At 65.8% G+C, this 12761-nt stretch carries 9 protein-coding genes and 1 pseudogene; all 10 read left to right on the top strand.

The genetic code is table 11. The features are described 5' to 3' along the window. Nucleotides 1–17 precede the first annotated feature (17 nt). The 10 genes and pseudogenes from G7067_RS00880 to G7067_RS13910 all read left to right on the top strand — a co-directional run bounded on the left by G7067_RS00880 (nt 18) and on the right by G7067_RS13910 (nt 12718). Nucleotides 18–1124 carry a serine/threonine-protein kinase gene (locus G7067_RS00880; RefSeq protein WP_166321338.1) on the top strand — a complete coding sequence of 369 codons (1107 nt, stop codon included), beginning with the start codon at nt 18–20 and terminating at the stop codon, nt 1122–1124. After that, a complete protein-coding gene (locus G7067_RS00875; protein ID WP_166321337.1) occupies nt 1124–2506 on the top strand; it encodes a hypothetical protein in 1383 nt (460 codons plus the stop codon). Before G7067_RS00880 ends, G7067_RS00875 begins: the two co-directional genes overlap by 1 nt. After that, nucleotides 2497–2865: an Ig-like domain-containing protein gene (locus tag G7067_RS00870; protein WP_166321336.1), complete on the top strand. Its 369-nt coding sequence runs from the start codon at nt 2497–2499 to the stop codon at nt 2863–2865. The genes G7067_RS00875 and G7067_RS00870 overlap by 10 nt, the downstream gene beginning before the upstream one ends. Next, nucleotides 2862–7082 carry a hypothetical protein gene (locus G7067_RS00865; protein WP_166321335.1) on the top strand — a complete coding sequence of 1407 codons (4221 nt, stop codon included), beginning with the start codon at nt 2862–2864 and terminating at the stop codon, nt 7080–7082. The genes G7067_RS00870 and G7067_RS00865 overlap by 4 nt, the downstream gene beginning before the upstream one ends. Continuing rightward, nucleotides 7079–8073 (top strand): annotated as a pseudogene (locus G7067_RS00860) (AAA family ATPase). Before G7067_RS00865 ends, G7067_RS00860 begins: the two are co-directional and overlap by 4 nt. Next, on the top strand, nt 8070–9431 hold the full coding sequence (locus G7067_RS00855; RefSeq protein ID WP_244301166.1) for a DUF58 domain-containing protein: 1362 nt from the start codon (nt 8070–8072) through the stop codon (nt 9429–9431). The pseudogene G7067_RS00860 and the gene G7067_RS00855 overlap by 4 nt, the downstream one beginning before the upstream one ends. After that, nucleotides 9428–11431, top strand: coding sequence for a TgpA N-terminal domain-containing protein (locus tag G7067_RS00850; protein ID WP_244301165.1), 2004 nt, complete (start codon nt 9428–9430; stop codon nt 11429–11431). The genes G7067_RS00855 and G7067_RS00850 overlap by 4 nt, the downstream gene beginning before the upstream one ends. Beyond that, complete coding sequence (locus tag G7067_RS13915; RefSeq protein WP_244301164.1) at nt 11419–11877, top strand: hypothetical protein; 459 nt, start codon at nt 11419–11421, stop codon at nt 11875–11877. Before G7067_RS00850 ends, G7067_RS13915 begins: the two co-directional genes overlap by 13 nt. Next, a complete protein-coding gene (locus G7067_RS00845) occupies nt 11874–12485 on the top strand; it encodes a PP2C family protein-serine/threonine phosphatase (protein WP_244301163.1) in 612 nt (203 codons plus the stop codon). The genes G7067_RS13915 and G7067_RS00845 overlap by 4 nt, the downstream gene beginning before the upstream one ends. Beyond that, nucleotides 12467–12718, top strand: coding sequence for a hypothetical protein (locus G7067_RS13910; protein WP_244301162.1), 252 nt, complete (start codon nt 12467–12469; stop codon nt 12716–12718). Before G7067_RS00845 ends, G7067_RS13910 begins: the two co-directional genes overlap by 19 nt. The last annotated feature ends 43 nt before the right edge of the window (nt 12719–12761 follow it).

Genomic DNA, 12761 nt, shown 5'->3' with positions numbered 1-12761 from the left:
GATCGCGATGCTCACGTATGAGTAGCGCGGCGGTCAGCCCGCCGCGTATCTCGGGCTTCAGCTACGTGCGACCGTTGGGCTCTGGCGGTTTCGCGCAGGTGTATCAATACGAACAAGATATGCCGAGGCGCGTCGTCGCGGTGAAGGTGCTGTCCGAGAGCCTGTCGGCTCCGTCGAGCAGGGCGATGTTCGAGGCCGAGGCCGACGCGATGGCGCAGTTGTCGAGCCACCCCTCGATCGTGTCGATCTTTGCGGCGAGCGTCTCGGCGGACGGCCATCCCTACATCGCGATGGAGTACTGCCCGCAGTCGCTTCGTGAACGATCGAAGGGGCAGACAAGTCCGTTGAACGAGGTGCTTGACGCGGGCGTGCGGTTGGCCGGGGCGCTTGAGACTGCGCACCAGGCGGGCGTGCTGCACCGCGACATCAAACCGTCGAACGTGCTGATCGCTACCACCGGGCGCCCGATGCTCGCAGACTTTGGGATCGTCTCACTGCGCGGTCAGATGCTCGGTGAGGGCACGAGCCAGGCGATGTCGATTCCGTGGGCGGCTCCCGAGGTCGTTGCCGGGGACACAAGCGGCACGGTCGCGAGCGAGATTTGGTCGCTCGGCGCCACCCTCTACACCTTCGCGGCGGGCAGGTCTCCGTTTGCGAGCCCGCAGCGCGGGCAGAATACCGAGTCCAAGATGATGGACCGAATCAAGCGTGCCAGGTATGTTCCAGTGCCTGGAGCGCAGGGGTACGAACACTTTGACGCCGTGATTGCCCGCGCGCTGATGCAAAAACCCGAGCAACGTTTCACGTCGATGCGTGAGTTTGGTGAGGCGCTGCGACAGGCACAGCGTGCCTACGGCTGGGATGCGACCCCGCTCGACGTCGTGGGTGCCGGGTGGGCCCCGCTTGCGGCGGCCGCGCAGGAGCCGCGGGGTCCGGTGATCACGACGGTGCAGGAGCAGGGGCGCGCGCAGCGCCGTGAAGAGGCTGCGCGGCAGAGGATTGAAGAAGAACTGCTGCCGGATCGCAAAACCTCGCCTGTGAAGGCTGGCCTGATCGGGGCGGGAATCGCGGTTGGAATTCTCGCGGCTGCGGGTGTCGCGTTCGCGCTGATGGGTGGGCTGTGATGGCGGCACGGACGACCCGCAATCGCTCAAGACTTGTGAGTTGGCTCGCCGGCGGGTTGTCACTCGCGGTGCTGACGACCATCGCCGTGGTGGCCGCTGGGTATGACGCCCGCGAGGTGCCGCGGGATGAGCCCGCTGTCTGGGCGATGCGCAGCTCCGGCCAGTATGCGCGCGTCAACACGCTGACCGCGGAGATCGATACGGTGCGTTCGGTTGAGGAACCGAGCGGGCTGCTGCAGTCTGGTGCGCAGAGCGTGCTGCTCAGTCACGGAAACGGACGCGCCTGGAGTATTGATCCGACGCTGCCACGCGACCTCTTGGATGATGCGGCAGGCGGCCAGGATGCGGGTGACGACGCAAACGACGCGGCGACCGTCGCGGATGGGGCAAACGATGCGGGATCCGACGCGGGATCCGCTGCGATGCGCACCCCGAATGGCACTCGGGACATTGTGGCCGCGGGCGGGGTGGTGCTCTTCCGCACCGATCTGGGTGAGGTGTATCTCAGCCTGTTCGATGATAAGGCGGCTGCCGCAAGCGACCCAGACGTAAGGCAGCTCAGCGATCCTGTGCTGCTCGATCCTGCGTCAGGCACCGACGACGCATCGGCCCAAGACCCGGCTGATGCGGGTTTCCAAGCCGCCGCTGTTGCGGTGGATCCGGACGGTCTTGTTGCGCTCTATTCGAGCACCGAACACGCGGTGCACTGGTACGACGCGAGCCGCGCAGAGTTCAGAAACCGCACCGCGAAGGTTTCAGAGGACGTGCCAGCGGAAAACGTGCAGCTCGCGATCGTGGACGAGAAGTGGGTCCTGTTTGATCCGAGCGAGGGCAAACTGTGGGTCGAGGGTGTCACTGATGCCATAACGCTCGACACGGACGAGGGCGCGAAGTTGCAGGCTTCGAGTGCCAAGGCTGCCGGATCCGAGATCCTGGTGGCGGATCGGAACGGGCTGTGGCAGATCGACCGGCAAGACGCCACTCGGGTGGCAGAGGCTGATGGTGTGCCAGCGCAGCCGATCGCCGTGGCTGGCGATCGCTATGCGGCCTGGTTTGGGCCGGAGGAGGCCAACCTCTGGGGCGACCGTGAAGGACTCATCCCGTTGACTCTCGATGACAGCGTCTCGGTGCCGGGGGATCCCGAGCCGGTGATTCGCTCGAGCGGCAGCCATGCGTTGTTGACCGAGGTGCAGACCGGCATGATGTGGACGGTGCCGGACGGCAAGCTGATCCCGGTGCGGCAGTGGGCGCAGGTGGATCCTCCGAAAGAGGAGGATGGCACCGTCGTCGTGCAGGACGTCACTGAACAGGAGCCCCTGTTGCGGTCGATGACAAGTTTGGTGTGCGCGCGGGCGAGCCAGCGTTGTTGCCGGTGCTCTTGAACGATTACGATCCGAACCGCCGCGATGTCATCACCATCGTCCCGGACGGTCTCGGCGAGGGCCTGCCTGCGGAGTTTGGCACGCTTGCCATGCTTGCTGACGGTCAGGATCTGGTGGTGACGCCCTCGGCGGGGGCTCGCGGGAGTGCGAGTTTCACCTACCGGATCACTGATGGTTTTGCGCTTTCGGAGCCGGCAACGGTCACGCTCACCGTCGTTGACACCGACACGAATACGGCACCGGAGTGGTGCCCGGTGGAGGGTTGCCAGCGGACCTGGCCGAAACCGGAACTCGCGCCGGGCGGCACGCTCGTGATGCCGATTCTTGAGGGATGGGTTGACCCGAGGGTGATCCGATGATGCTCGCCTCAGCGGTTCCAGCGAATGCCGAGGATCCGGTGCGCGCGCTTGTCACCGCTGACGGGCGCCTCGCCCTCCGGCACACGGATCCGAACGCCCCCGACAGTGATGTTGCGGTGCGGGTGACCGTTGCGGATTCCCGCGGCGCGAGCACCGAGAAGGTTCTTGTGGTGAGCGTGCGGACGGGTGCGCGTGCCGAGCTCCCGCAGATCGCGAGCACTGTGCAGGTCGGTCAGGCGTCAACGCTGAGGCCGCTCTCGAGGGTGACCGGGGGATCTGGTTCCTACACGCTTGTCGACGCCACCGTACAGAGTGGTTCTGCCGAGGTGTCCGCGAACACGGGCGCGGGGACGATTGAGGTTCGCGCGCGTGAGGCGGGCAGCTCGATCGTGTCGTTGACGGTTCGTGATACCGGCACCGACGCCGAGATTACGGGCACGATGCGGGTGACTGCGGTTGATGCGCGCACAAAACTTGGCCTGCCGCCGCTGCGCGCGTTTGTGCGCCCGCTCTCGGACACCACCGTCGATGTACTCGACGCCGTGCCTGGTGCGAACAGCCGCGCCCTGGTGGTGAATTCCGCCGAGGTGCTCGACGGTGAACTGCGCGCCGATGTGATCGAGCACGCCCGCGTGCGCGTCTCCGGGGCGACGGCGGACGGTGCGCCGGGGCGCATCGGTGCGATCGATGTGGGGGTCGCTGAGGAAGCCGATATTGCGATGGGCCGTTTGACGGTCTTCCAGGTAGCCGACACCGGGAGTGAGGGTGCGATCGCGGTCGCTGACACGGCGACGGTGCGTGCCGGATCCGTGGTCGACATTCCCGTGCTCGACAACGATGTGGCCCCTCCCGGTCAGCGATTGGTGCTGCATCCCGCGATCGAGGGTTCCGGCGCGAAGGGTGAACTGGCCTTCGCTTCCGGGAACGTGCTCCGCTATCTTGCCCCCAGTGAACCCGGCGTCTACACCCTGAGCTACACCACCTACGGCGCGAGCACGCCGGAGCAGAGCGACGTCGGGCACGTCAGAGTGACCGTGCTGCCCAAGACCGGTAACCGGGATCCGCAGCCGAGGACCGTGACCGTGCGCCTCGCGCCGGGGGAACGGGCGAACGCCCAGATCCCGCTCACTGGAGTAGACCCCGACGGGGATCGCGTGCGTCTCGTCTCGGTGGGGGCTTCCGATAACGCGCAACTCGTCGCCACGCTCGCTCCCCGCAGTAGTACGGTACAGGTGGAAGCTTCGAAGCGTGCCGAGCCCGGGGTGACCCTGCTGAACTACACGGTGCGTGATGACTATGGCGGGGAGGGGATCGGCACCCTGCGGGTAATTGTGACACCCGAGGTGGCAGGATCCGGAGCCCCGATTACCTACAGTGACTACGTGCGCCTGACGACCGGAGCCGCAGAGCCCGCCGTGGTGCGCCCGCTCGATAATGACATCGACCCAATGCACGGCACCCTCGAACTCATTGAGGTGGTGCCCAACGTGCCGGGCGGCGCAGATTCCCTGGCCTACCGCGAGCTACAGGGACGTATAGACCTGTCTGAGTTGAAACAGGGGCGGGTGGAAGTGCGTGCGAGCGCGGAGCCCGGCACCGTCTCCTATCGCTACACCGTGCGCTCGTCCGAGAGCAAGAGCACGGCTGACGGGCTGATTGTTGTGCAGACATCCGCACGGGTGGGGCAGCAGGCGCCTACGGTGAAGGACACGGTGCTTTCTGCGCGCGACCGGGTGGAGCTTGAACGCGGCGGTATCGATGTTGTTACGGATCAGGTCTACTGGGCGTCGGGTGACGTCAATGCGCTGAAGCTCTCGGTGTGGGGTTCAGCCGCTGACCGGTTTAAGGTCGATGGTTCCAGGATCATCGGCCCGTATCGTGCCGAGGGCGATCTCGTGCCGTTCCGGCTCGCGGGCAACGACGCCGCGGGTGAGGCCGTAGAGACGTTCGGGTTTTTGGTGATCCCGCCGCTTGACGAGTTGCGGCTCACGCTGAAGGCGGGGGTTCAGCCGATTTCGGTTGACGAAGGTAAATCCGTTGAGGTGGCGGTGCGAGACGTCTTGGATCTCGCGGCTGACGACAAGATCGATCTGAAGCAGGGATCCTTCCCGGTGCAGCGCGCCCAGGCGAGCTGTTCGTCTTCTGGTGCTGCGCAGGTGAAGTACGACGCGGGTAAGGAGGCCCCCTGGACCGACAGCTGTGTGATCGCGGTCAAACTCGCTGAACAGAAGGCGTGGACCCAGCTTCCGATCCCCATCTCGGTGGTGCCCACCGACCCCACTGTGGAACTTGAACCGCTGACCCGCACGGTCGCGCCCGGAGCTTCTGAAACGATTGACCTCGGAGACATGGTGCGCTGGCAGGGCAACCGCGAGGGATCGAAGGATCGGCTGCGATTCCAGGTCAGCGGTGGCGGCCAGAGCTTTCAGGTGGCGCCCTCCGGATCACAGCTGACGGTGACGGCGAACGCGAACGCCGTGCCGGGCAGCCAGGATCCGCTGGTCGTGACCGTATCGGGTGCAGGCGAGAGCCAGGCGCAGTTGACGCTGCGGGTGGGCGAGGCCGCGAAGGACACTCCCCGCGGAGCTACCGTGCAGCTGAACTGCACGGTCGGATCGAGCTGCCAGGCGCGCGTGATCGGCGCCCCGGGCGAGTACGACCCATTCCAGGGCAAGAATGGCGGCGGATTGACGCTCGTCTCGGTGGATGCTGCGGGCTGCACGACAGGATCATTCCAGGCAGCCGGTGACTCCATAAGTGTGGCCTGGCCTGACAGTCGGGGTGCTGGCGGAAAGTGCACCGGTACCTTCACGGTGCGTGATGCGCAGAACCGCACCGGCACCGGCACGGTTGAGCTTGACGCGCAGGGTGTGCCGCGCGCGCCCGCCGGAATCACGCCGACATCGGCTGGTGCCAGCGGCGTGACGCTCGCCGTTGAGCTGAGCTCGCAGACCTCGTATCCGGCCGTCACCGGTGTCGAGATCGTTGCTGGCGGTGCCACGGTCGCGAGCTGTGCGCCGAGCGGCAACCTCGCGAGCTGCACGGTGACGGGACTCACCCCGGGGGAGAAGCGCATCTACACGGCGCGCGCCGTGAACTCGGTGGGATCCTCTGAAATCTCCGCGAACGGTGCCGAGACCTGGGCGTATGTACCGCCGGAGTCGCCGACGATCAGCGCGAAGACGGTGACGTGGCCCGAGAACACGGATTCTGGAAACGGAAAAGTTCAATTGACCGTTGGAGAGGCTGTGGGCGCAGCCCGTATCCTGCTGGTTGATGGAGTAGAGCGGGCGCTGCCCGCCGACGGCATCATCGTGGCCTCCACCGTCCAACACACGTTCTCAGTGATTGCTGCGGATAGCGCCGACAAGATCCCGCCCGGGTACACGGGGAGCGACGGTGGACGCGGCTCCGCGAAGGAGGCGACAGCGACGCCGATCGGTGCGCCGCGGGCGGGTACGGCGAATCTGACGGCCGTAGGCGACACCGGCTGGAGCTTTAGCACCGCGAATTGGGATGCCAACGGTGCAGACCGCTTAACCTTCAGCTACGGTCTGCAAGAGGGACAAGCTGCTCCCGGATGCACGGGGTCAACCGAATCTGGAACTGGTCTGCGACTCTACCGCTATTTCACTGGGGCGGTGTGCGGGTTTACCGACTACGGGACCACTGTGGCGGTACCAACAGCCTCAATCTTTACGGGCGGATCTGTGCCTCCACCCAACAATGTCACTTACACGGTCAACGAATATGCGACAGTGACAGGCAATTACGCTCAGTACTCTGCGAACCCGCCGAACCTCAGCGATTTCGGCAATATCGACGGTGCAACGATCCGCTATGCGAATACGGGCAACGGAAGCTTTTCGATGCTACCCGGCAGCGTTTCTACTACCGCGATCTGGTGCATGACCGATTCTGGAAAATGCTCGGACGTTTCTGCAAACGTCAATCCGGCAGGTGGTATTGCCCCGCTCGGCATCACACTGAATAGCCCCGCGACTTCGCTCGATCCTGCTGAGATTGCCACTCACTTCAGCTTTACTGGTGTTCCCGGGGATACCCCAATCTACTCAGCCGATGAGACCGCCGGAACAATCATGATCAGTTGGGCTGGGTCCTCTCGAAACCCTGTGGTCTTCGCGGGTGCCCTCAACACCACACCCCCGGCCCCTGACCCACCTGCCCACATCCCGCGACAGAAGGAACAAACATGACACCCGAGCCGAAGCTCGTTGCCGACACGGTCGGTCCGCTCACCGACGAGCGCGCACGCTGGGCGAGCGAGGCGGTGCGCTCCGCCGCCGATGCGATGGAACAGGCGATTCAGGGCAAGCGCCGCGTCATCGAGCTGGTGCTCGCCACGGCGATGGGGGGCGGCCATGTGCTCCTGGAGGACGTGCCAGGCACAGGTAAAACCGCCCTCGCGCGTGCCCTCGCGCAGGCGATGCACGGTACCTCTTCGCGGGTGCAGTTCACCCCGACCTGCTGCCGGGTGACGTCACCGGGATCACGGTGTATGACCAGAAGCAGGGCATCTTCGAGTTCCATGCTGGCCCAATCTTTGCGAATGTGGTGCTGGCCGACGAGATCAACCGCGCGAGTCCCAAGACGCAGTCGGCGCTGCTCGAAGTGATGGAGGAACATCAGGTCACCGTTGACGGTCAGAGCCACACGGTCGCGGAACCGTTCCTGGTCATTGCGACCCAAAACCCGGTTGAGCAGGCGGGAACGTATCGCCTGCCCGAGGCGCAGCTTGACCGTTTTATGATCAAAACGTCGATCGGTTACCCGGATGACGCTGCGATGATGCGGATCCTGCAGCGTGAAACGATCAGCCAGGTGCAGCCGGTGATGAATGTTGGCACGCTGTTGCAGCTGCAGGAGTTCACCCGCGCCGTGCACGTCAGTCCGCTGATCGCCTCGTACGTGATCGAACTTGTTGAGGCGACGAGGCGAGCGAGCGAGGTGCGTCTCGGGGCCAGCGTCCGCGGTGCGCTCGGACTCACCCGGATGGCCTCAGCGTGGGCGCTCGTGTGCGGCCGCTCATACGTCACCCCCGACGACATTCGTGAGTTGGCGATCTCAGTGCTGGCCCACCGTCTCGTGCTGGAGCCGGAGGCCGAGTTTGACGGGGTCACCGCGGAGGCCGTCGTCGGCAAGATCCTGCTGGATATTCGAGCCCCCCAGGAGAACGGCACCGCGTGACCGCTGAGCACACCCGCGGCTCACGCACCGGCACCCGGATGACCAGGACCCGGACCCGGCTCGGCGAGACACGCACCTCCACCCGCGCGCTGGCGGACACCCAGCGGCGGAAGATTGTCGTGCGCAGAAGGTGGCGGATCGCGAAAAGCCGGGTCACGGATGCGTGGCATGCCACCACGCAGGCGATCACTCCGCTCGGCTGGTTTGTGCTTGCTGTGATGGTGACAGGGATCGTGCTCGGGGCGACACTTTCCTGGGTTGAGGCCTGGTTTGTTGCGGTCGCGGGCGTGGCGCTTCTCGTGGTGGCGTTGCCGTTCCTCATCGGGAGCCGCGCGTATCACGTGCAGATCCTGCTTGACCGTCCGAGCGTTGTCGCCGGTGGCGCCGTCGATGCCATGATCCACGTGGAAAACAGGGGAACCCGTCCGGCCCTCCCCGCCGTCGCCGAGCTGCCGGTGGGACCTGCGCTTCGTGAACTCACGATCCCGTTTATTGGGCCGCACAGTGAGGTCGACCTTCCCGCCCGCGTACCCGCACCGCACCGCGGGTTGATCCAGATCGGTCCGCTCACCGTTGCCCGCCGCGATCCGCTATCCCTGCTGCGCCGCGAGGTCACCTGGCCCGAAAAGCACCTCGTCCACGTGCACCCCGAAACCGCTGCCCTGCCACCCAACTCGGCGGGTCTCGTGCGCGACCTCGAGGGCACCGCGAGCCGCCGCCTTACAGACTCCGATCTGTCTTTCTACGCGGTGCGTGAGTATGCCCCGGGTGATGCCATGCGGCATGTCCACTGGAAATCGACCGCGAAGACCGGCACCCTGATGGTGCGTCAGTATGAGGAGTCGCAGACCGCCCGCGTCGCCGTGCTTTTTGATGCCCGCCGCGAGGAATATGCGAGCGACAGTGAGTTTGAGCTTGGCGTGAGTGTGGCCGCCTCGATCTCGGTGCAGGCCGTGCGTGAGGGGCGCGAACGGTTCGTCGCGTCCGCTTGGGCGCCGGGCCGGGTGCGCCCGAGCGTCGATGGGCTTGAAGAGCTGCCCTCGCAGGATCCGCAGCAGCTCTTGAATGCCTGGGCCGAGCTCGAAGCGGCTCCCGAGGGGCTGCCGTTTGAGGCGCTTGCGGCGGGTCTCGCCCACTCCAGGCGGCCACTGTCGATCGTCGCGATCGTGACCGGTTCGGTGCCCGAGCTCAGCCGGATCAGACGCGCCTGCGTCGCCTTCGATCCCAATGTGCATGTGCTCGCCGTCCGCTGCGAGGAACACGCGGAGCCGCGAGTACAGCGGGCCGATTCGCTCACTGTGTTCACGGTTGGAGCACTCGTCGACCTGCCGCAGCTGATGCTTCGGAGCGCATCGTGAACGCGGCGCGCGGCACCCGTGAACCGGGCACCCCGGCACCCTTCGCTCGCATGCTGGGGGCGGGGATCGCCGCCGCTATCGCGCTCACGATTGGCGTGTTCGCAGCGTGGCCGATCTATGTCACGCCCTGGTTGTGGGTGCTTGCCGGCGCCGCGCTTGTCGCAGGCTCCCTGCTCGCGTGGGCCCGCGAACGCTGGCGGCTTCGGTGGATCATCACCACCGCACTGTTTCTTGCGCTGCTGGTGTTGACGATCGTGCCCGTCGCGGTGCCGCAGTCGCTACAGAGCGGAGTGCTACGTGGCCTGCTGGACGGGCTCGCCGCCGTCGCACTGGGCTGGAAACAACTATTGACGCTGAGCCTGCCCGTCGGCACCTACCAAACGGTGCTGGTCCCGGCATACCTGGTGATGCTCCTCACCGTCGTACTCACGTTCGTGCTCGCGGCGAGGCCCGGGCGGTGGGCGAGTCTTGCGGCACTGCCGCTTCTCGCGCCCGTCGCGTTTGGCACGGTGTTTGGAGCGTCTGCCGTGAGCGCGCCGTTCCGGCTCGGGCCGGTGACGATCACGGCGCCCCGAGAACTCGCGCTGTGGCTCGCCGCTGGCGCGCTGGGGGCGTGCTGGGTGACCTGGACCGCGGGGGCCCAGCGGCGGGCCGCGCTCAAGCTTGGCCGTGCCGAGAGCAGCGCTGGATCCGGCGGTCGCTTCGTACGCTCGTTGCTCGCCGCCGCTACCGTGGTCGTGGCGCTCGGTGCGGGCGCTCTGGTCGCCCCAGCCCTCGACGCCGGTACGCGGGCGGTGCCGCGTGACAGCGTCGATCCCGAGATTGTGGTGCGGGATCGCCCCAGCCCCCTCGCCAGCTACCGCGCCTCAAAGACCGATGACGCGATCGACGTTCCGTTGTTTACGGTCTCCTCTTCGGGCGGGTTGCCGCAGCATCTCCGGCTGGCCGTGCTCGACGCCTATGAGGGAATCGATTTCCATGTCAGCGAGGATGCTGCCGGGCGCTTCAGTCGATTCCCGAGTGGTGAGGCGCTTTCCAAGCCCAGCACCGTCACGGTGGAGGTCGCCGAGGGTTATCAGGACATTTGGGCGCCCTCCGCGATCCTCGGGGCGCCACCAAGTTTTGGCGGGCCGCGGGCTGCGGAACTCGCGGATTCCTTCTACGTCAACCGTGAAACCGGTGCGGCGATCGCGGTGCCGGGGGGCGCTGCGGATCGCAGCCTCGGCCTCCGCGAGGGCGATCGCTACACCGCCCCGATGGAGACCCGCGAGCTGAGCGCGGACCTTGGTACATCGGGTGCCGCGCTCATTGACCTTGAGACCACCCCCGAGATGGCGCGTTGGATCGAGCGGCAGGGCGTCGCGGCAGACGGACAAGGCCTCGTCACACTGATCGAGCGGCTTCGCGCCCGCGGCTACCTCAGCCATGCACTCGACGATTCCGGCGGGGAACCGCAGTGGCTACAACGCCTGAGCGAAAAATACGGCACAAGTTTTGAAGCGAGCTCGGGCGGGCACTCGCTTGCGCGCATCGAGACACTTTTCAGTCAGCTCAACACGCAGCAGCAGGCAGCAGGAGAAGACGCCTCCGATGCGGTGCTGGTTGCCGGTGTCGGAGATGACGAGCAATTCGCGACCGCCGCAGCCCTGCTTGCGCGGGCGCTGGGGTTCGAATCCCGTGTCGTTGTCGGGGTGCGCTTCGGAGAGGGCGTAGCCGGCGTGCCCGGCTGCGAGGATGTGTGCACCGGTGAGAATCTTTCGGCGTGGATTGAAGTTCAGGCCGAATCTGGATCCTGGGTGCCGATCGATGTCACCCGCAGGCCGAGAAACGGCCGGAGCGACTTGAGCAGGGCGAACAGCTTCCCGAGTTCCCCACCACCCCAGAAGAGCGTGACGCACGCGAGGTTGATCCCCCGATCGGCCTCGGGGAGCAATCGGACAACGCGGAACCCGCGGCGGACGCCTCCAGCGCAAGCTGGGTGTGGCCGGTGCTGCGCGTGATCGGGCTATCGCTTTCGGCGCTGCTGCTCATACTGCTGCCGCTACTGTTTCTTCCCGTGGCGAAGCGGCTTCGAGCACGTCGCCGCCGGGCCGAACAGGTGCCGGAGCTCAACGTGCTTGGTGCGTGGGAGGAGTACCTTGACCGCGCCCGTGACGCCGGCCGGATCATTCCTCAGGGATCGAGCCGAGGTGTCACTGCCGACGCAATCGGCGGTCCCAAGTCGCGCTGGATCGCGGGCGAGGTTGATCGGGCTGTGTTCTCTCCGACTGGAATCGATGCGAGTCAGGCGGCGGCCGTTTGGGAGGTCGTGGAGGCAGAGGATAAGGGCTACCGCGCGACGCTCAGCATTTGGCAGCGACTTCGCCACGCCTATTCGCTTCGCTCGTACGGGCTCAGACCAAGAATCGTGCATGATGGACTCGTGCAGGCAAAGGAGACACCGTGAGAGAGCACCGGGGCTTTGAGGCGCTTGGGCAAGCGGTTGCGCTCGCCGAGCCTCCGCTCATAGAGTCGTCGGCGCGCACCGATGTCGGCGTACACCGGCGGGTCAATGAGGACGCGGTGTTTGCGGACGGTGGCGTGTACGTCGTCGCCGACGGCATGGGCGGTCATGAGGCGGGCGACTTGGCGAGTGCTGCAGCGATTGAACCGTTTCGTGCGCTCGCCGCTGCTCATGGGGCACGTGATTACCGCATGGTCGAGGCCACCATAGAATTGGCGAGACGCGCGGTCGATACGGTTTCCTTGCGCACCGAGCGCGGCGCAGGCTGCACCCTCACTGGCGTGGTGCTCATCGAGCACGGTGGGATCCCGCACTGGTATGTGATGAATGTCGGCGATTCAAGGGTGTACTTGCACTCTGGCGCCGAGCTGACTCAGCTGACCGTCGATCATTCCCTGCACGCGGAGCTGCTGGCGGAGGGCCGGGCCGAAGCAGCCGACACCCCGCGGAATGTCATCACGCGGGCGCTCGGATCGGGTGATTCTCGGCACGATGCCTGGTTGCTGCCTGTTCACGCTGGGGGCGCATCCTGGTGTGCTCTGACGGGCTGACCACGGAGATTGCCGACGATGAGATCCTGGCGGTGCTCACCGTTGGCGGCAGGGCCGACGCCGTAGCCGACGAGTTGATTCGCTTGGCCTGTGCTGCCGGAGGACGCGACAATATCTCGGTGATTATCGTCGACACCGTTTCGGCGGGGAGCGTGGTGGGCGCAATTCAAACGGTCGAGGATGACCTCTACAACGATGAAACCATAGAGATCACGAAGCCGGTGCGGCGATGAACGAGCGCGAAGATCCTGACGAGACTGTCGTTGTGCCGAAGCT

The sequence above is a fragment of the Leucobacter insecticola genome, assembly GCF_011382965.1.
Classification (GTDB): Bacteria; Actinomycetota; Actinomycetes; order Actinomycetales; family Microbacteriaceae; genus Leucobacter; species Leucobacter insecticola.
The sequence above is the reverse complement of the archived record's forward strand: the minus strand, read 5'-3'. Positions and strand labels throughout refer to the sequence as shown.

Bases quoted from the DNA above. Each gene is read 5' to 3' on its own strand.
- G7067_RS00880 (WP_166321338.1), top strand. From the start codon at position 18: ATGAGTAGCGCGGCGGTCAGCCCGCCGCGTATCTCGGGCTTCAGCTAC.
- G7067_RS00865 (WP_166321335.1), top strand. From the start codon at position 2,862: ATGATGCTCGCCTCAGCGGTTCCAGCGAATGCCGAGGATCCGGTGCGC.
- G7067_RS00875 (WP_166321337.1), top strand. From the start codon at position 1,124: ATGGCGGCACGGACGACCCGCAATCGCTCAAGACTTGTGAGTTGGCTC.